Annotated in this window: 18 protein-coding genes; 9 read left to right on the top strand and 9 right to left on the bottom strand. The window is 58.7% G+C overall.

Annotation, left to right across the window (positions count from 1 at the left end; all coding sequences use genetic code 11):
- Positions 1–74 precede the first annotated feature (74 nt).
- From BLW66_RS03105 to aat, 8 genes are all read left to right on the top strand, one after another.
- Positions 75–1,106: a branched-chain amino acid ABC transporter permease gene (locus BLW66_RS03105; protein ID WP_089944867.1), complete on the top strand. Its 1,032-nt coding sequence runs from the start codon at positions 75–77 to the stop codon at positions 1,104–1,106.
- A gap of 4 nt (positions 1,107–1,110) precedes the next feature.
- The gene (locus BLW66_RS03100; protein WP_089944864.1) at positions 1,111–2,301 is read left to right on the top strand and encodes a branched-chain amino acid ABC transporter permease; all 1,191 of its coding nucleotides are present in this window, start codon (positions 1,111–1,113) and stop codon (positions 2,299–2,301) included.
- A gap of 12 nt (positions 2,302–2,313) precedes the next feature.
- Positions 2,314–3,072, top strand: coding sequence for an ABC transporter ATP-binding protein (locus BLW66_RS03095; RefSeq protein WP_089944861.1), 759 nt, complete (start codon positions 2,314–2,316; stop codon positions 3,070–3,072).
- 11 nt (positions 3,073–3,083) lie between these two features.
- A complete protein-coding gene (locus tag BLW66_RS03090; RefSeq protein ID WP_089944859.1) occupies positions 3,084–3,839 on the top strand; it encodes an ABC transporter ATP-binding protein in 756 nt (251 codons plus the stop codon).
- A gap of 137 nt (positions 3,840–3,976) precedes the next feature.
- Positions 3,977–4,306, top strand: coding sequence for a hypothetical protein (locus BLW66_RS03085; protein ID WP_139254514.1), 330 nt, complete (start codon positions 3,977–3,979; stop codon positions 4,304–4,306).
- Positions 4,307–4,436: 130 nt separating this feature from the next.
- The gene (gene accB / locus BLW66_RS03080; RefSeq protein ID WP_089944853.1) at positions 4,437–4,928 is read left to right on the top strand and encodes an acetyl-CoA carboxylase biotin carboxyl carrier protein; all 492 of its coding nucleotides are present in this window, start codon (positions 4,437–4,439) and stop codon (positions 4,926–4,928) included.
- A 6-nt stretch (positions 4,929–4,934) separates the two neighbouring features.
- Positions 4,935–6,278 (top strand): acetyl-CoA carboxylase biotin carboxylase subunit, encoded by a 1,344-nt coding sequence (accC, locus tag BLW66_RS03075; RefSeq protein WP_089944850.1) that lies wholly within the window; start codon positions 4,935–4,937, stop codon positions 6,276–6,278.
- 37 nt (positions 6,279–6,315) lie between these two features.
- The gene (gene aat / locus BLW66_RS03070) at positions 6,316–6,954 is read left to right on the top strand and encodes a leucyl/phenylalanyl-tRNA--protein transferase (protein ID WP_089944847.1); all 639 of its coding nucleotides are present in this window, start codon (positions 6,316–6,318) and stop codon (positions 6,952–6,954) included.
- On the opposite strand, the gene BLW66_RS03065 is transcribed toward aat, so the two are convergent.
- The 6 genes from BLW66_RS03065 to BLW66_RS03040 form a co-directional block, all read right to left on the bottom strand.
- The gene (locus BLW66_RS03065; protein WP_089944844.1) at positions 6,860–7,360 is read right to left on the bottom strand and encodes a DUF2155 domain-containing protein; all 501 of its coding nucleotides are present in this window, start codon (positions 7,358–7,360) and stop codon (positions 6,860–6,862) included. The genes aat and BLW66_RS03065 overlap by 95 nt on opposite strands.
- Positions 7,357–7,806 (bottom strand): outer membrane lipid asymmetry maintenance protein MlaD, encoded by a 450-nt coding sequence (gene mlaD, locus BLW66_RS03060; protein ID WP_089944840.1) that lies wholly within the window; start codon positions 7,804–7,806, stop codon positions 7,357–7,359. The genes BLW66_RS03065 and mlaD overlap by 4 nt, the downstream gene beginning before the upstream one ends.
- Positions 7,807–7,829: 23 nt before the next feature.
- Positions 7,830–8,213, bottom strand: coding sequence for an NADH:ubiquinone oxidoreductase subunit NDUFA12 (locus tag BLW66_RS03055; protein WP_089944837.1), 384 nt, complete (start codon positions 8,211–8,213; stop codon positions 7,830–7,832).
- Positions 8,214–8,283: 70 nt separating this feature from the next.
- A complete protein-coding gene (locus tag BLW66_RS03050) occupies positions 8,284–8,673 on the bottom strand; it encodes a RidA family protein (RefSeq protein WP_089944833.1) in 390 nt (129 codons plus the stop codon).
- Entirely contained in the window at positions 8,673–9,938 is a 1,266-nt protein-coding gene (clpX, locus tag BLW66_RS03045; protein ID WP_089944830.1) for an ATP-dependent Clp protease ATP-binding subunit ClpX, read from the bottom strand. The genes BLW66_RS03050 and clpX overlap by 1 nt, the downstream gene beginning before the upstream one ends.
- Before the next feature lie 156 nt (positions 9,939–10,094).
- Complete coding sequence (locus BLW66_RS03040) at positions 10,095–10,721, bottom strand: ATP-dependent Clp protease proteolytic subunit (RefSeq protein WP_089945656.1); 627 nt, start codon at positions 10,719–10,721, stop codon at positions 10,095–10,097.
- A 318-nt stretch (positions 10,722–11,039) separates the two neighbouring features.
- On the opposite strand from BLW66_RS03040, the gene BLW66_RS03035 reads away from it, so the two are divergent.
- A complete protein-coding gene (locus tag BLW66_RS03035; RefSeq protein WP_342027810.1) occupies positions 11,040–12,281 on the top strand; it encodes a glycerate kinase type-2 family protein in 1,242 nt (413 codons plus the stop codon).
- Positions 12,282–12,290: 9 nt separating this feature from the next.
- Here the strand turns inward: BLW66_RS03035 and BLW66_RS03030 are convergent, their stop codons facing one another.
- Genes BLW66_RS03030 through BLW66_RS03020 form a run of 3 tightly spaced genes read right to left on the bottom strand, consistent with a single transcriptional unit; the run spans position 12,291 to position 17,259 of the window.
- A complete protein-coding gene (locus BLW66_RS03030; RefSeq protein WP_089944828.1) occupies positions 12,291–13,460 on the bottom strand; it encodes a beta-barrel domain-containing protein in 1,170 nt (389 codons plus the stop codon).
- Positions 13,460–15,763 (bottom strand): ATP-binding cassette domain-containing protein, encoded by a 2,304-nt coding sequence (locus BLW66_RS03025; protein WP_089944825.1) that lies wholly within the window; start codon positions 15,761–15,763, stop codon positions 13,460–13,462. The genes BLW66_RS03030 and BLW66_RS03025 overlap by 1 nt, the downstream gene beginning before the upstream one ends.
- Positions 15,760–17,259 (bottom strand): TolC family protein, encoded by a 1,500-nt coding sequence (locus tag BLW66_RS03020; protein ID WP_089944822.1) that lies wholly within the window; start codon positions 17,257–17,259, stop codon positions 15,760–15,762. The genes BLW66_RS03025 and BLW66_RS03020 overlap by 4 nt, the downstream gene beginning before the upstream one ends.
- Between the last annotated feature and the right edge of the window lie 44 nt (positions 17,260–17,303).

Here is a 17,303-nt window from a genome sequence, read left to right as displayed (position 1 = left end):
GCACCCACTGCCCCCTTTGCCGCATACGCGGCACAGGTTTCGGTAAGATCACCCCAACAGGCGAGACGGGAACGATGGACGTAATCATTCTGCAACTACTGAACGGTTTGGACAAAGGCTCCGCGTATGCGTTGATTGCCTTGGGTCTGACCTTGATTTTCGGCACGCTCGGCGTGGTGAACTTTGCCCACGGGGCCTTGTTCATGCTGGGCGCCTTTTGCGCGGTCACACTACAGCGCATCTTGTCGTTGTCCTTCGAGACGATTGACCCAACCAAGACGGACTTCCTTGGCAACCCCGCCAAGGTCAAGACGCCCTACCTCGAAAGCTGGTTCGGCCCTGAGATGGGCAGCTCCATCATCGACTGGTCCGTGCCGTTGGCCATCCTGTTTGCCATCCCGATCATGATCGGCGTCGGCTACATCATGGAGCGCGGGTTGATCAAACACTTCTACAAGCGTCCCCACGCGGACCAGATCCTTGTCACCTTTGGCCTTGCCATCGTGATCCAAGAGGTCATCAAGCAATTCTACGGCGCGAACCCGATCCCGACACCGGCCCCTGACATGTTCAAAGGCTCCTTCGACTTCGGTGTACTTCTGGGCTTTGACCCGAACGCGGTGATCTACCCGTACTGGCGCCTTGTATACTTCTCTTTCGCCGCCGTCATTATCGCTGCCGTCTTCGCCTTCTTGCAGTTCACCACCTTCGGGATGGTCGTGCGCGCCGGCATGGCGGACCGCGAAACGGTGGGGCTGCTGGGCATCAACATCGACAAGCGCTTTACTATCATGTTCGGCATCGCCGCCGCCGTGGCCGGTATTGCGGGGGTCATGTACGCGCCAATCAACTCGCCCAATTACCACATGGGGATGGACTTCCTTGTCCTTAGCTTTGTTGTGGTGGTTGTCGGCGGCATGGGCTCCCTGCCCGGTGCGGTGCTTGCGGGCTTCTTGCTGGGCATCCTCGAGAGCTTCTCCTCGATGAACCAGATCAAGCAAATCCTGCCGGGCATCGACCAAATTATCATCTATCTTGTTGCAATCATCATTCTACTCGTGCGTCCGCGCGGCCTTATGGGTCGCAAGGGTGTGATGGAGGACTAAGAAAATGCTAGGTCTCGAAAAGAAAGACACCTCCCTGCTCATCATCGTTGCGATCTTGACGATGTGCGCTCCCTTCATCCTGAACCCCTTCCCCACGGGCTCGGCCATGGCGCAGTTCAACGCGGGCTATCCCGACTTGATGCAACGCTTCGTGATCTTCGGCATCTTTGCCATCGGGTTCAACATTCTGTTCGGCCTCACCGGCTACCTCAGCTTTGGCCACGCGGCCTTCCTCGGAGTAGGATCATACTCCGCCGTCTGGATGTTTAAGCTCTTGGGCTACAACATTCTGCCAGGCATCGTGCTGTCGGTGATCACCTCGGGCGTCTTCGCGCTGCTTATCGGCTACATCTCGTTGCGCCGCTCCGGCATCTACTTCTCCATCCTGACGCTGGCCTTCGCCCAGATGTCCTTTGCGCTAGCCTATTCGGTGCTAACGCCGCTGACCAATGGTGAAACCGGCTTGCAGGTCTATAACTCCGACCCGCAGTATTTCCACTCCGACGCGTTGCCAAACATCCCGCATCTGTTCGGGCAGGAAATGCAGTCCACCTTCAAGCTGGAGTTGGGCGCGTGGAGCTTTGACTTCAACACCGGCTACTACATTTGCGCGTTGATCATGCTGGTGATGTTTTACCTTGCCATCCGCATCTTCCGCTCCCCGTTCGGGCTGATGCTGAAGGCGATCAAAACCAACCAGACGCGCTTGAACTACACCGGCTTGAACCCACGCCCCTACACGCTGGCGGCGTTCGTCATCTCCGGCATGTATGCTGGTCTGGCGGGCGGCCTCATGGCGTCTATGGACCCGCTGGCTGGCGCGGAGCGCATGCAGTGGACGGCCTCCGGTGAGGTTGTTTTGATGACCATCCTTGGTGGTGCAGGCACGCTCATCGGCCCCGTCTTGGGCGCGGGCTTCATCAAGTACTTCGAGAATATCTTCTCCAAGATCAACGACACCGTGCTGCACCAGTGGTTCGCCTTCCTGCCTGACGGGATGGAGGATTTCCTGATCGTGATAATCCACCCCTTCGTGGGCAAGGGCTGGCACCTGACACTGGGTCTGCTGTTCATGGCCATCGTTATCTTCCTGCCCGGTGGGCTTGTCGAAGGTGGGCAGAAGATCGCGCAGAAGTTCCGTGGCTCGAAGGCCAAGGACGACACCACTGCAACCGACTCAACCCCTGCTGAATAAGGAGCAAATGACATGGGCATCCTAGAGATCAAAAATGTCGGCAAACGCTTCGGCGGGTTGCAGGCACTGGGCGACGTAAACCTAAGCGTCGCAGAAAACACCGTTCACGCGATTATCGGCCCCAACGGGGCTGGTAAGTCCACCCTGCTGAACTGCCTCGTGGGCAAGCTGATCCCCGACACGGGCTCGGTCACGTTCCAAGGCCAATCCTTGCTGGGGCGCTCCCCGCATGAAATCAACCAGATGGGGGTTTCAAGGGTGTTCCAGACGCCGGAGATCTTCGCTGATCTGACCGTGTTCGAGAACGTGATGATCCCCTGCTTCGCGCACCGCGACGGCTCGTTTAAGCTGAACGGCATCTCGGCCATTCGCGGGCAAAACGATATCAAAGAGATGGCGGAAGCCATTTTGATGGACGTCAACATGATCGACAAACGCGACATGACCGCGTCAAGCATGTCGCGCGGGGATAAGCGGCGTTTGGAAATGGCGATGTGTCTGGTCCAGGAACCAAAGCTTCTGCTGCTGGATGAGCCGACCGCTGGCATGGCGCGCGCGGACACCAACAACACCATCGACCTGCTGAAAGAGATCAAGGAAAAGCGCGACATCACCATGGCGATTATCGAGCACGACATGCACGTTGTGTTTTCCATGGCGGAGCGGATCACCGTTCTGGCGCAAGGCACCCCGCTGGTCGAAGACACCCCCGAAAACATCAAAGGCCATCCCAAGGTGCGCGAAGCGTATCTGGGTGAGGCACAGGTTTAGGAGCCGGAAAAATGAATGTGAAACCCGACTTCAACAAGAACGCCAACAACGCGGCGACCGCCCCCGCCTTCCTGTCCGTCTGGGACATTGAGGCGTACTACGGCGAAAGCTACATCGTTCAAGGCGTCAGCTTTAACGTGCATGAGGGCGAAATTCTGGCCCTGCTTGGCCGCAACGGCGCGGGCAAAACTTCTACACTGCGCACGATTGCCCGCATGGGCGATCCGCAGCTCAAGCACGGCGAGATTTGGCTCGACCACCAGCCGTTGCACAACATGGCCGCCTATCAAGCCTCCGCCGCTGGTATCGCGCTGGTGCCGGAAGACCGCTGCATCATTCCCGGCCTGACGGTCGAGGAGAACCTGCAACTGGCCCAAATAGCGCCGCCGATCGGCTGGTCGATTGAGCGTGTCTACGAACTGTTCCCCCGCTTGGGCGAGCGCCGCAAGCAAGAAGGCGTGACCCTATCTGGCGGAGAGCAGCAAATGCTCGCCATCGCACGGGCCCTGTGTCGCGACATCAAAGTGCTGTTACTGGACGAGCCTTACGAGGGTTTGGCGCCGGTGATCGTGCAAGAGATCGCCAAAACGCTACAGATTATCCGCGACCAAGGCATCACAACCATCATCGTGGAGCAGAACGCCGTGGCCGCGCTGAAGCTCGCCGACCGTGCGGTGATCTTGGACACAGGCTCCGTGGTGTTCGATGGCTCCGCGGTGGAAGTGCTAGAGAATGATGCTTTGCGGGCCGAATATCTGGCGATCTAACGTCGTCTAAATACCAACAATTAAAGGCGCAGTTTTCACGAACTGCGCCTTTTGCGCTTTGCCGCGTTAAGGTTCCGTTCAGAGTTGTCGCACATCCTCGGGATTGGGTGGGCTATTCGAAGACGGAAGGCATTGCGATGTCCCTACTTTCTCAACATTTGTCCGGCCTGTCGCCAATTCCGGCGCGGCCAATTTCGCCGCTCGCGGCGATCAAAACCGGTACAGCGATCAGCCCGCTTCTGAGTGCGCAAGCGCGCCAATCCCAGATCAAGCCAGTGGCGCCCGTTGCCGCATCAACGGTAGCCGCCTTCGCGGCAGATCAGCCTCAGCACTCCGCGTTGCGCGACCGTGGGCAGCATGAATTACAGGCCCTGTTGCGCAACATGCAGGGCATCGACCACCCCACCCCGAAGGGGGAGCGCGTCGATCTTCTGGTGCCGCGCCCGACCGACCTTCCACCGCCGTAAATTCGGCCGCCATAATTCACGGCTTTTCACCAAATCAGCCTTGGCCTATAAGCGTTGCAAATATAGCAAAGCCGCATTACCAGACTGCACCTGGCAAGTAAGAACGGCACACGGGTCGAGGACTAGACAAATGGCAAAGAATTCCCATGACGGCGACGTCGCGTTTGTAAAGGCGCTGGCGGAAGTTTTGAAAAGCAACGACCTCACAGAGCTTGAGGTTATGCGCGAATACGGACAGGACGACAGCCTGAATGTGCGCGTCAGCAAGCAAGTTAACGTTGTACAGCAAGCAGTTGCAGCGCCGGTCGCCGCAGCGGCTCCGGCAGCGGCGGCACCTTCGGCAGCAGCGCCCGCCGCAGCCGCAGGCAACGATGACCCGTCACAACATCCCGGCGCGGTGACCTCCCCGATGGTTGGCACCTGCTATCTGCAGGCCGAACCGGGCACCCCGCCCTTCGCCGCAGTCGGCGACAAGGTCACAGAAGGCCAAACGCTTTTGATCATCGAAGCGATGAAAACCATGAACCACATCCCTGCCCCCAAATCCGGCACCGTCAAGCGCGTGTTGGTCGAGGACGGCACGCCTGTGGAATTCGGCGCGCCGCTGATGATCGTGGAGTAACGCTCCATGTTTAAGAAAATCCTCATCGCCAACCGCGGCGAAATCGCCCTGCGCGTCATCCGCGCCGCGCGCGAAATGGGCATCCAGTCGGTTGCTGTGCACTCCACAGCAGACAGCGACGCCATGCATGTGCGTATGGCCGACGAAGCCATCTGCATCGGGCCACCGTCCAGCACGGAAAGCTACCTGTCGATCCCTGCGATCATTTCCGCCTGTGAAATCACCGGTGCGGAAGCGATCCACCCGGGCTACGGCTTCCTGTCGGAAAACGCGGGCTTCGTGCAAATCATCGAAGACCATGGCTTGAAATTCATCGGCCCGACCGCAGACCACATCCGCGTTATGGGCGACAAAATCACCGCCATCGAGACCATGAAGAAGCTGGGCGTGCCCTGCGTTCCTGGCTCCGGCGGCGGCGTTCACTCCCTCGAAGACGCCTACCGCATTGGCGATGAAATCGGCTATCCTGTCATCATCAAGGCGACGGCTGGCGGCGGCGGCAAAGGCATGAAAGTTGCGCAATCGCGCGACGAGATGAAAAGCGCCTTCCAAACTGCGCGCTCCGAGGGCAAAGCCAACTTTGGCAATGACGAAGTCTACATCGAGAAATATCTGACGACCCCGCGCCACATCGAGATTCAGGTGTTCGGTGACGGTAAAGGTCGCGCCGTCCACTTGGGGGAGCGCGACTGCTCCTTGCAGCGCCGCCACCAAAAGGTGTTCGAAGAAGCCCCCGGCCCCGCAATCGACGCGGAAACCCGTGCGCGGATCGGTAAAATTTGTGCCGACGCAGTCGCCGACATCGACTACGCGGGCGCAGGCACCATTGAGTTTCTGTATGAAAACGGCGAGTTCTATTTCATTGAGATGAACACCCGCCTGCAAGTGGAGCATCCGGTCACGGAAGCCGTCTTCGGCGTCGACCTGGTGCGCGAACAGATCAATGTCGCGGCCGGTCTACCGATGTCCTTCCAGCAGGAAGACCTTGTGGTCAACGGCCACGCGATCGAGGTGCGCATCAACGCAGAGAAGCTGCCAAACTTCAGCCCCTGCCCCGGAAAAATCACGCAATATCATGCCCCTGGCGGCCTTGGTGTGCGGATGGATTCGGCGCTGTATGACGGCTACTCAATCCCACCGTACTATGACAGCTTGATCGGGAAACTCATCGTTCACGCGCCAGATCGTCCTGCGGCCTTGGCGCGATTGCACCGCGCTTTGGGCGAATTGATCGTGGATGGCATCGACACCACGACCCCATTGTTCCACGCATTGTTGGCCGAAGAAGCCGTGCAAACCGGCGACTACAACATTCACTGGCTGGAGCATTGGCTCGAGGAAAACACCTAAGGTTGCGCGCATAGCGCAGCCCTGCTTTCCTGCCGCCATGGCCAAAGATGAACCCACACTAGAGTTAACGCCGGAATTGATCCTTAGCGCATATGCGCAAGGGATTTTTCCGATGGCGGAAAGTCGGGATGATGACGGGTTGTTCTGGCTGGACCCTGAGATGCGTGGCGTTATCCCGCTTGACGGGTTTCACATCTCGCGCTCATTACGCAAGGACATCCTGCGGGAGCGGTACCAGATCAAAGTCGACACCGACTTTGCGGGCGTCATCGCAGGCTGCGCCGATCGGGACGAGACATGGATCAACGGTCCGATTTTTAACATCTACATGGACCTTTTCAACGCAGGCTACGCCCATTCGGTTGAAGTCTGGGATGGCTCCGAACTTGTTGGCGGCGCTTACGGTGTGACGTTGATGGGTGCCTTCTTTGGCGAATCCATGTTTTCGCGCCGCCCGAACGCATCCAAAATCGCACTGGCATATCTTGTGTCGCGGTTGAATGAAGGGGGCTTCAAGCTTTTGGACACGCAGTTCATCACCCCGCATCTGGCGTCACTTGGCGGGATCGAAATTCCGCGTGCTAGTTACCGCCGAGTCCTTCAGGACGCATTAACGGTAGAGGCGAACTTTCTCCGGCAACCACTGACGGTGTCCGGTCGTCAAGTTTGCACCTGATCGCCCAGACATCGTAACGCGGGTGATCCATCGCGTGCAGCGCGGGGCTAGAGGCAACCATCCATCCCTCAAACGCTGATTTTCCGGTCTTGCTGTCGGTGATCTCAAGGTTCACGAAGGCGTCGCCACTCGGGTTGCCCTTAGGGTAACGGCAATCCTTCATGGTGATGGTTAACGCGCCGAAGTCGGTGCTTTCGCCAGTCGTCAAGATGATATCTTCACTGGCACCCGCAAGCTTATCAAGCCCACGCATAACGGCCTGCGCCGCACTCGACGCGGAGGCGCGTGTGCGGCTTTCCGCAGTCGGCGCATTGCCCAGACTGATAACGGTGTTGTCCCCCTCAATCACCGTTTGTGCGTTGGCGGAGTGCGCCAGCAGCATAAAGACCGTGACCAGCCGCTTCATTCGTCGCCGTCCCCAGCCACGAATTTCATCAACAACGTGATCAGCGAGACCGAGCTTTGAGTGTCTTCGATTTCCCCACCCGGTTCCAAATTGAACGGGGATCCACCGGGGATGACCTCCACAAAGTTACCGCCCAAAAGTCCCTCGGAGCTGATGGAAATTGCGCTGTCGTCGGGCACTTCGATGCCCTGCTTCATGGTAAACGTCGCGTCGGCGCGGAAGGTTTGCGGGTTCAGGTCCAGCGATGTCACCGTGCCCACTTTGACGCCTGCCATGCGCACATCGGTGCCAACTTTCACGCCCTCTGCAGAGCGAAAACTCGCCGCCAACGGATATGCGTCACCGCCCGTCGCGAAGGATGTCGCCCCCGTGGCGAAAACCAGAAAGCCGATTGCGACGGCCAGCACCCCAGTGCCGACGATTACTTCAGTTGTGTTCTCAGACATATGCGCCCCCGCAAGCTGTGGCCCTACTCGGGCGACCACGCCTCATAGTCTTGGCGCGCTTTGGGCTCTGCCCGACGCATAGAGCCTTTCGGTGCATAGGCCAAAGCCGTTCCCGTCAGGTTCGCGTGATGCGGTTTTTCCCAAGCCTTACGGGCAAGCGGCGCCTTTGTCGGCGGCTCATTCCATGTATGGTGCAGCCAGCCATGCCAGTCGGGGCTCACACGGGAGGCTTCTGCCTCACCGTTGAAAATCACCCAACGACGTTTGCCACCAGCTGTTTGGAAAAAGGTATTTCCGGCCTCGTCTTCGCCAACTTTTTCACCCTTGCGCCACGTAAACAACTGCGTGTTCAGCGTTTGCCCGTTCCACCAAGTGACGGCCCGTAGAAGAGTGTTGAGAATGCCCATGTTGGCCTCCGAGATTGATCTAGCGATATATGGACCATCGCATCGCCACAGTCCAGTGCGCAGGGCGTTGCTAGGGACGTGGTTTATATGCCGTTACTTCTATTTCGATGCGGTACTTTGGATCGATCAAGCCGCATTCGATCATGGTCGCTGCGGGCGGTGCCTCACCGAAAGTGTCTCGCAATATCGGCCAGCACGCTTCGAACTCGGCGGCAGCTGGCAACATGTAAGTAACCCGCACAACGTCAGAAAATTCGGCACCTGCTTCATTTAACGCAGCTTTAATGATCTCAAGGGCAGAGACGCATTGCGCCGCCGCCCCTTCGGGTGGCTCCGCGGTGTCGGGAAGCGGCGCTGCGACGGTTCCAGCGACATGGATCCAATCGCCTGCCACAACTGCGCGACAGTAGCCAATCTTGGCCTCAAACGCGCCACCCGACTTAATCCGGCGAAGGGACATTAGCCGGCTTCTGCCTCGGCTTTTTCTTTCGCCTCGCCGTAGATGATCAGTGGCTTTGCGGTGCGGCCGACCGCATCCTCATTCACCACAACTTCATCTACGTTTTCCAGCGCCGGTAGCTCAAACATCGTGTCGAGCAAGATGTCTTCCAAGATGGAGCGCAAACCGCGCGCGCCAGTCTTACGCTCAATGGCACGTTTGGCGATTGCCAAGAGCGCATCTTCGGTGAAGGTCAGCTTGGCGTCTTCCAGCTCAAACAAGCGTTGGTACTGCTTGATCAGCGCATTTTTCGGCTCGCTCAGGATTGTGACCAGCGCGTCTTCGTCCAGATCTTCCAAAGTCGCGATGACCGGCAAACGGCCCACGAATTCAGGGATGAGGCCGAATTTCAACAGGTCTTCCGGCTCCAGATCTTTAAACAGCTCCCCGACGCCTTTGTCGTTTTCTTCACGCACTTCCGCGCCGAAGCCCATTGCAGAGCCCTTACCGCGCTGCGCGATGATTTTGTCCAGCCCCGCGAACGCCCCGCCACAGACAAACAGAATGTTTGTTGTGTCGACCTGCAGGAATTCCTGCTGCGGATGCTTACGGCCACCTTGCGGCGGCACGGAGGCCACGGTGCCTTCCATGATTTTCAGCAAGGCCTGTTGCACGCCCTCGCCGGATACATCACGGGTGATGGACGGATTGTCGGATTTGCGGGTGATTTTATCAACTTCGTCGATGTAGACGATGCCGCGCTGCGCGCGCTCCACGTTGTATTCGGATGCCTGCAACAGCTTCAGGATGATGTTCTCAACGTCTTCGCCAACGTAGCCTGCTTCTGTCAGGGTCGTCGCATCAGCCATGGTGAACGGCACATCCAAGATGCGCGCCAGAGTTTGCGCCAGCAGCGTTTTACCGCAACCGGTCGGACCAATCAGCATGATGTTGGATTTCGCCAGCTCAATATCGCCGGATTTACCCATGTGGTTCAAACGTTTGTAGTGGTTGTGAACCGCGACGGACAGCACGCGTTTTGCGTGCGCTTGGCCGATCACGTAATCATCCAGAACACCGCAGATTTCTTGCGGGGTTGGGACGCCATCTGCGGCCTTGAGGCCGGCAGTTTTGGTTTCCTCGCGAATGATGTCCATGCACAACTCAACGCATTCATCGCAGATGAACACTGTCGGGCCTGCAATCAGCTTGCGGACTTCATGTTGGGACTTGCCGCAGAACGAGCAATAGAGGGTGTTTTTGCCATCACCAGAACTGTTTGCCATTGCACCACCTATCTTAATTTTCGCCCGCTGCTTATGCCGCGTGGCAATTCGTTTGCGCCTGTCGCCTCAAGTTAGGGCAGCATCAAGGGAGGCACAACGTCAAAAACGTGAAAACTGCGCCCTGCCCCGCTCAAAGAAACAAGGCGCAGTTTCGGATTATTTGTCCTCGTCGCCTTTGACGCGATTCTCGACGATTTCGTCGATGTGACCCCAGTCTTTGGCCTCTTCAGGGGACATGAAGTTGTCACGATCCAGCGCCTTTTCAACGGCTTTCTTGGTCTGGCCGGTGTGCTTCACGTAGATGTCATAAAGACGATCTTTGAGCTTTTGGGTCTCGGCCGCATGAATCATGATGTCAGACGCTTGGCCTTGGTACCCGCCGGAGGGCTGGTGAACCATGATCCGCGAATTCGGGAGGGAGAAACGCATCCCCTTTTCCCCGCCAGCCAACAGCACGGAGCCCATGGACGCCGCTTGACCGATGCACAGCGTGGAAACCTTCGGCTTGATGTACTGCATGGTGTCGTAAATCGACAGGCCAGAGGTCACCACGCCACCAGGCGAATTGATGTAAATGCTGATTTCCTTGGAGGGGTTTTCCGCCTCAAGGTGCAACAGCTGCGCCACGACAAGGTGGGACATTCCGTCGTGGATCGGGCCGTTGATGAAAATGATCCGCTCCTTCAGCAGGCGCGAGAAAATATCATAGGCGCGTTCGCCACGGCTCGTTTGTTCGACCACCATCGGGACGAGATTCATATAGGTTTCGACTGGATCGTACATGCCTGCCTGCCTTCTGCTTTTAAGCGCTTCATAATCGGTAAATATGAATGCGAGGTTAGTTGCGGAGAAAAACGGGTGCAAGCGCATCTCGCCTTGATCCCTTGTCCCGCTAACTTGGGGTGTCGATCTGATACTTCAAGTCGCGCGGCTGCGCCATTCGCTATTACGCACGGGCACCGTATTGACTTAGCCGCGTGCACGCAGCTTCTTAGATGAAACGCCGTTTGCTGCTTGCCCTTGAAGCACCTAAATCCGCGCAAAAATACATTAAAAAAGAAACACAACTAGCTCATTCAAAACATAATTTAGAGAAACATGATGACAAAAATGACCGGCATGCGCGCCGAGGCCACCGCCCTCTTTCAAGCTGCAATCGAGGCGGCCGACCCTGCGCGTGCGGTGACGCGCGCGCTCAAACAGGGACCGCTCCGCGCCGAGGGCACACTTTTTCTTATCGCTGTGGGCAAGGCCGCCGTCCCTATGATGCGTGCGGCCTTGGCACAAGTGGACGCGGAAACGCAGGTGGAGGCGCTGGTCGTCACCAATCCAGAGAACGCAGCACCTGTCGAGGGTGCGCGCGTTTTACAGTCCAGCCACCCCGTCCCTGATGAGGCTGGGGAACGCGCCGCCTTGGCGTTGGAGGCGATGCTGTCGGGCACAACACAACGAGATCGCGTGATCGCGTTAATCTCCGGCGGTGGCTCCGCCTTGTTGCCCGCCCCTGCGAGGGGGATCACCCTCGCTGAAAAAGCGCGGGTTAACAGTGTGTTGCTAGGCTCCGGCCTCGACATCAACGACATGAACCACATCCGCCAACAGATATCGCGCCTGAAAGGTGGCGGCTTGCTGGCGACGGCGGCTCCCGCCCCCGTCACTGCCTATATCCTGTCCGACGTGGTCGGCGACGATCTGCGTGCCATCGCTTCCGGCCCGACCGTCGCGCCAATCGGCACCCGTGCCAGTGCCAAGGCGTTGCTGGAGCGCGCCAATATCTGGGACGACATGCCCGCTAGCGTGCAAGCACATCTGGAACACGACGCCCCCGAAACTCCACGCCCGCCAGCGGAGAACCACTTGGTCGCGTCCAACCGCCAAAGCCTAGACGCCATGCGCGCCGCCTGCCCTGAGGCGCAAATCATCAACGACAGGCTGGAAGGCAATGTGGCCGACGTCGCACCAAATCTGGCCGAGATCTTTCGCGCACTTCCAGAAGATGCGCCCGCCGTTCTGTTATTTGGTGGCGAAACCACCGTGACGCTGACAGGAGACGGGAAAGGCGGCCGCAACCAAGATCTTGCCCTGCGCATCAGTCAGGAAAAGATCGCAGGCGAATGGGTATTTTTATCTGGCGGCACGGACGGCCGCGATGGCCCCACCGACGCGGCAGGTGGCCTTGTGGACACGAACAGCGCGGCCCGCATGACGGCGGCGGGAATCGACGCTAAGGCCCGATTGGACAACAACGACGCCTACGCGGCGCTAGAGGCCTCCGGTGATCTTTTGATGACGGGGGGCACCGGCACCAATGTGGCCGATGTCCAGATATTTATCAGGCGTTAACGGCTGGCCTTACGGCTCGCGGAAAGCCTCACGGGATTTATAGAGCGGCTTGGTCAGATACTGCAAAATCGTTTTCTCGCCAGTGTGCAGTTCTACTTGCGCCAACATGCCCGGTCTAATTTCTACCGACTTCTGACGCGGCGACAAATTTGCCATATCGACCGACAACAGCACCTTGTAATGCGGGTCACCGTCCGCCACACGCTCGTCCTTGAACGTGTCGGCAGAGATCACCTGCACCTTACCCGCCAACGTGCCGTAGATCGTGTAGTCATAGGCCGACAGCTTCACGGTGGCGTCCTGCCCCGCCCGTAGGCTGGCGATGTCTTTCGGTTTCACCTTTGCCTCCACGAACAATTCTTCGCCCATGGGAATGATCTGAAATATCTCCTCCCCCGGACGGACGACCCCGCCGATGGTGGAGATTGCCACGTTGTTCACGATGCCCTTCATCGGGGAGCGGATTACGGTGCGTGCCAGCTGGTCTTGGCTCAGCTTCATGTTTTGGCGCAAGGTTGCCAATTCCTTGAGAGTATCGGAGTAAGCCGACGCACGTTCCAACTCTGCCTTCGAGACGATCTCTTTGTATTTCACTTCGGCGTCGGTGTTGGCCTTGCGGGCGCGTGTCGCCTCGACGAGTGACACGATCTTTTGTTGCAGCAAATCTTCCATCAACGCGGCCTCGCGGCGCGTTTCTTTCAAAATCGCACGGGCGCCGTCGGTGCGCCCTTCGAAGTCGGTTTGGCGGGCGTTCAACAACGCACGCTCAGATGCCACAATCTCTGGCTGGCGGGCTTCCAACGCGCTGTCCACGAAGAAATCGAACTGCCCCGCAAGCTCCGCCTCCAGCCGCATGCGGCGGATTTCCAATGCGTCGATCTGGTCTTGGAGATCATCTACAGAGGTTTTGAAATTGGTCACCGACAGGCGCGCCAGTACGTCGCCGGGGTTCACGGTATCGCCCTCGGCCACCAAAAGCTCCGACAGGATGCCGCCCTCAAAGTTCTGGATAATCTGCGGGCGCGAGGAGGACACGAACTCCCCCTCCGAGCGCACGATCTCATCAACCCACGCGAAGGAGGCCCAAACGATAAACGCCAAAACCGTTAACCCGATAATCCGGATAACCCAAGACGGGCCGCGCAGATCATCGTCAAATGCTGCATCAATCGTGGCCATTACTTGCCCCCTTTCGGCGGGTTAATCTGAACGCCGCCTTGCGCGCTTGCTTTGGTCTTCTTCAGGTGATCCAGAACCTGCTCACGCGGGCCATCCACGGACAGCTTACCGCCCTTCAGGATCATCACGCGTTCAGTCAGCGCAAGGATAGGCATGCGGTGCGTTGCGATCACGGCAGTACGCCCTTTCAACCAACCTTGCAGGTGGCCTACCAGCGCAGTTTCCAGCGATTGATCCAGCGATGCAGTAGGCTCGTCCAACAGTACAACCGACGGGTCTTGCAGCCACAACCGCGCCCAGCCGATGGACTGGCGCTGACCGATAGAAAGCCCCGCGCCGCCATCGTGAATTGGCAAATCCAGCCCTTTGGCGTGTTCGCGCACATAGCGACCCAAACCCGCAAAATCGAGTGCTGCAAGAAGCCGTGCATCATCGCGTTCCAGACCGGAGAGGTTCAAGTTTTCGCGCAGCGAGCCCGCGAACAAGCGCACCTCTTGGCTCAGGTATCCAACACCGCGGCGCAGGTCTTTGGGGTGAATTTGCCCCATGTCGATGCCGTCGATCAGCACACGGCCTTTGTCGGGCGCGTATAGGCCCGACAACAGCTTGATCAGCGTTGATTTGCCAGAGCCGTTCGCCCCCAGAATTGCCACATGCTGCCCCGCTGGAATGGCGAAGCCGCCAAGGTCCAGCACAGGTGCCGCGTCTTCGTCGTAGCGGTGAATAACATCGCGCAACTCGAACCGTCCGGTGATGCGTTCGCGGCGCAAGTAGCTGCGTTCAGGGTCATAATCCTGCGGGCTTTCAACAACTGCATCAAGGCCCACCAGTGCGGTTTTCACATTCGACCACCGCGCCATAGTGCCCGCCAGTTGGGTCAGCGGCGCAAGGGTGCGTGACGTCAGAATGCCCACCGCGATGATGGAGCCCACGGTGAATTCCCCCGCAAAAACAAGGAACGTCCCCAGTACGACCGCGCCCACATAGGTGGCCTGCTGCACACCCTGCGACCAGAACGTCAGAGCGGAGGCCAAGCGGCGTTGCTCCGATGATTTCAACGCGGACAATGCGTTGAGCTCGCTCCACAAACGCGCAAACCGCTCCTCGCCGCGATGCGATTTGACGGTGTCGGCCTCGTAGATGGCCTCATGCAGCAAGCGGTTCGCTTTGACCGATGCGCCTTGAGTTTCTTCCGTCAGTTTCATCATGCGCTTTTGCAAGAAGAACCCCGGCAACAGCATCAAGATGCCGCCCAAAACCAAGACCCACACCAGATTGCCCGCGATGGAGCCAACAAGCAGCAAAAACAAGAAGATAAACGGCACATCTGTTAGGGAGCCTATGGTGGAGGCGGTGAAAAACTCGCGGATTGAAGAGAATTCGCGCATGGCAGAAAACGTACCGGAAGGCGTCGCACCGGGGGTGCCCGCGCGCATGCCCAACAGGCGGCTCATCAGGGTTTGTTGCACGGCCAGTTCGATCTTGCGGCCCGCGCCGTCCATCATCCGCGCGCGCGCGATCTTCAAGAAGGCCTCCAACGTCAATGCGCCCATGGCGCCGATGGCCAGCACCCAAAGCGTGGCGTGCGACTGATGCGGGATCACGCGGTCATAGACCTGCAAGGAAAACAGTGCCACGGCCACGGCCAAGATGTTGGCCACGAAGGAGCCTGCGGTGATCTCAACCAAGTGGCGTTTGTACTTTGGAAATTCACCCCAGAACCAATGGGTCGGCTTGGCGGCAAGGCGGTGCTTTTCCTCCACCTGACGCATGGAGCTTTCCGCCTTCAGCACCTTTCCGGAAAACACTTTCGCGAATTCGGGCAGCGGCACTTCGGTACGCCGGTCACCTATGGTATCGTCAAAGATCGTCAGCGTCTGCTCGTGCTGCTCCAGCACCAGAACCAGCTGTCCGGTCTTCATCTCAACCAGCGCGGGCCACAGATCGGCCCGCAGTTGCACTGTGCGAACGGAGCACACTAGGCCCAGCGTCTTCATAGCGCGGGCCAGCAACTCCGGCGAGATACCACCTTGATCAAGCGGCATTTCAACCGCCGCGTCCAACACGTCGGACGGTTGCAAATCGACGCCCAGAAGCCCCGCGTAGACCGACACCAACTCGGCGCGGTTGCGCAATTTCTTGGAGAAACGGCCCGCCTTTTCCGGCGCTTGCGGCATGGGCACGCGCAGCCCCGGGTCATTGGCGACAGCGGTTGGCGTCTCGACAGGTTTCAGCTTTGCGGTGTTCGATGCTTGGGCCGCCTTGGCCCGCGCCATGTCAAAGGCGATGACAGGCGTGCTCATATATCCTCACCATCAACCAAGGCGCCCATCAGATGCGCAATCTGCAATTCCACCAATGCGATTTGATAGGTCAGGCCGATTTGGTCCCGTTCCGTCGCGACCTTGGTTTCATAGACGCGCACGACGTCCATAACCGGCCGTTGCCCCGCCTGATACTGGCGGTCGAACAGCGACAGGTTGTCATTTGCGGAGGCCAAAAGCCCCTGCCCCTGCTTTTGCTGGCGCTTCAGCGAAATCAGGTTCTGCTCCAAACGGCGCATCTTGCGCGATTGGTCTTCAGAGGCCTGCGCCACACGGCGGCCGGCCGCTTCCTTGGTGGCCTCGATTGCTTTCAAGCTGGCTTTGGTACCAAAGCCGAAACCATTCGCGGCCCCTACGTTGATCGACGCGCCGGAGCTACCTTTGCTCACGGTCCCTTGCGCAGAAACACCAGGCAGGAAGCCTGCGCGGTTGATCGTGGCTTCTGCTATATCGCGGTCGCGTTCGGCTTCCGCCTTCAGCACTGACAACGGCTTAACCGCCTTGGGGTTGGCGACAGAGGCCAGCCCACGCACATCGCCAAGCGGTTTCAGCGACATGGCGTTCAGTTCGGCAATCGCGGTGCGTGCTGTTTCCAAATCGGAATTGCGTTGGTTCTCAGCTTCGGCCAGCTTTTGGTTCACCACCTGTAAGTCCGCTGGGTTCGAGACACCGCCCCGCACGCGTTGATCCATGATCCACGCAAATTCGCCCAAACGGCTGGCCGCGCGGCTTCCCGCCTCGGCTTGGGCACGCCCGCGCTCTGCGGTGATGTATAGTTCCAATGCGGAGTAGACGCGGTCGTTGGTATCTTCTGCCAGCGCCACAGCCGCGACTTCAACGTCTGACTTGGCGAAGCTGCGTTCAGCTTTCTTGCGGCCGTTGTCGAACAACACCTGATCAATCACCAAGGAGGCGACGACTTCCCCCAGCGACGACAGCGTCAGCGCAGGGCCAATCGTCGGCAGCCAGTTCTTTGACGCGGCCTCAGCGCGTAGCTTGGCAGAGCGCAGCTCCGCCTCCGCCGCGCGGGAGTTGGCAGCCAAAACAGCGCCCGCCACAGTACCATAAGGCGACCGCGCGTCCAGCACAGCCTCGCGGCGCAGCAGGCTATCGATCAGGGCCGACCCTTCCTTACCGCCAGTTCCTCCAGCCAGTGCAGCTTGGGGTTGCACTGTTGCGCCCGACAGGTTCTCGCCGATCGCAATGCTGGAGGTGTTTCGTGTTACCGCCTCGTCCTTCGGCGCGCGTTTGAGGAAGCCGAATATCGGCGTCGTCTTTTGGTCGTCATCGGCGCGCTCGGTCTGAAAGCGTTCGGCGAAGCGACCCGTTGTCTTGAATTTTCCACCGAGCACGGGCCGTTCGCCGGAGAAAACCCCGCGTGTTGCCTCGTTGCCCATGCAGCCCATCAGTGAAGCTGCGGTAGTGCCTGCCAGCACCATGCGCAAAATTGCGCGGTTACGTGTACCCTGTCCCATGCGGAGCCCCTTCTTGTTTAGTCGAGAGGTTGGAAAGGGCGCAT

Origin of the sequence: Litoreibacter albidus (genome assembly GCF_900107015.1) — a bacterium.
Lineage (GTDB): Bacteria > Pseudomonadota > Alphaproteobacteria > Rhodobacterales > Rhodobacteraceae > Litoreibacter > Litoreibacter albidus.
This window is presented reverse-complemented; position numbering and strand designations above follow the sequence as displayed.

Excerpts from the sequence above, each read along its gene's own strand:
- BLW66_RS03105 (WP_089944867.1), top strand. The coding sequence starts at position 75 with ATGGACGTAATCATTCTGCAACTACTGAACGGTTTGGACAAAGGCTCC.
- BLW66_RS03100 (WP_089944864.1), top strand. The coding sequence starts at position 1,111 with ATGCTAGGTCTCGAAAAGAAAGACACCTCCCTGCTCATCATCGTTGCG.
- BLW66_RS03095 (WP_089944861.1), top strand. The coding sequence starts at position 2,314 with ATGGGCATCCTAGAGATCAAAAATGTCGGCAAACGCTTCGGCGGGTTG.
- BLW66_RS03090 (WP_089944859.1), top strand. The coding sequence starts at position 3,084 with ATGAATGTGAAACCCGACTTCAACAAGAACGCCAACAACGCGGCGACC.
- BLW66_RS03085 (WP_139254514.1), top strand. The coding sequence starts at position 3,977 with ATGTCCCTACTTTCTCAACATTTGTCCGGCCTGTCGCCAATTCCGGCG.
- accB (WP_089944853.1), top strand. The coding sequence starts at position 4,437 with ATGGCAAAGAATTCCCATGACGGCGACGTCGCGTTTGTAAAGGCGCTG.
- accC (WP_089944850.1), top strand. The coding sequence starts at position 4,935 with ATGTTTAAGAAAATCCTCATCGCCAACCGCGGCGAAATCGCCCTGCGC.
- aat (WP_089944847.1), top strand. The coding sequence starts at position 6,316 with ATGGCCAAAGATGAACCCACACTAGAGTTAACGCCGGAATTGATCCTT.
- BLW66_RS03065 (WP_089944844.1), bottom strand. The coding sequence starts at position 7,360 with ATGAAGCGGCTGGTCACGGTCTTTATGCTGCTGGCGCACTCCGCCAAC.
- mlaD (WP_089944840.1), bottom strand. The coding sequence starts at position 7,806 with ATGTCTGAGAACACAACTGAAGTAATCGTCGGCACTGGGGTGCTGGCC.
- BLW66_RS03055 (WP_089944837.1), bottom strand. The coding sequence starts at position 8,213 with ATGGGCATTCTCAACACTCTTCTACGGGCCGTCACTTGGTGGAACGGG.
- BLW66_RS03050 (WP_089944833.1), bottom strand. The coding sequence starts at position 8,673 with ATGTCCCTTCGCCGGATTAAGTCGGGTGGCGCGTTTGAGGCCAAGATT.
- clpX (WP_089944830.1), bottom strand. The coding sequence starts at position 9,938 with ATGGCAAACAGTTCTGGTGATGGCAAAAACACCCTCTATTGCTCGTTC.
- BLW66_RS03040 (WP_089945656.1), bottom strand. The coding sequence starts at position 10,721 with ATGTACGATCCAGTCGAAACCTATATGAATCTCGTCCCGATGGTGGTC.
- BLW66_RS03035 (WP_342027810.1), top strand. The coding sequence starts at position 11,040 with ATGACAAAAATGACCGGCATGCGCGCCGAGGCCACCGCCCTCTTTCAA.
- BLW66_RS03030 (WP_089944828.1), bottom strand. The coding sequence starts at position 13,460 with ATGGCCACGATTGATGCAGCATTTGACGATGATCTGCGCGGCCCGTCT.
- BLW66_RS03025 (WP_089944825.1), bottom strand. The coding sequence starts at position 15,763 with ATGAGCACGCCTGTCATCGCCTTTGACATGGCGCGGGCCAAGGCGGCC.
- BLW66_RS03020 (WP_089944822.1), bottom strand. The coding sequence starts at position 17,259 with ATGGGACAGGGTACACGTAACCGCGCAATTTTGCGCATGGTGCTGGCA.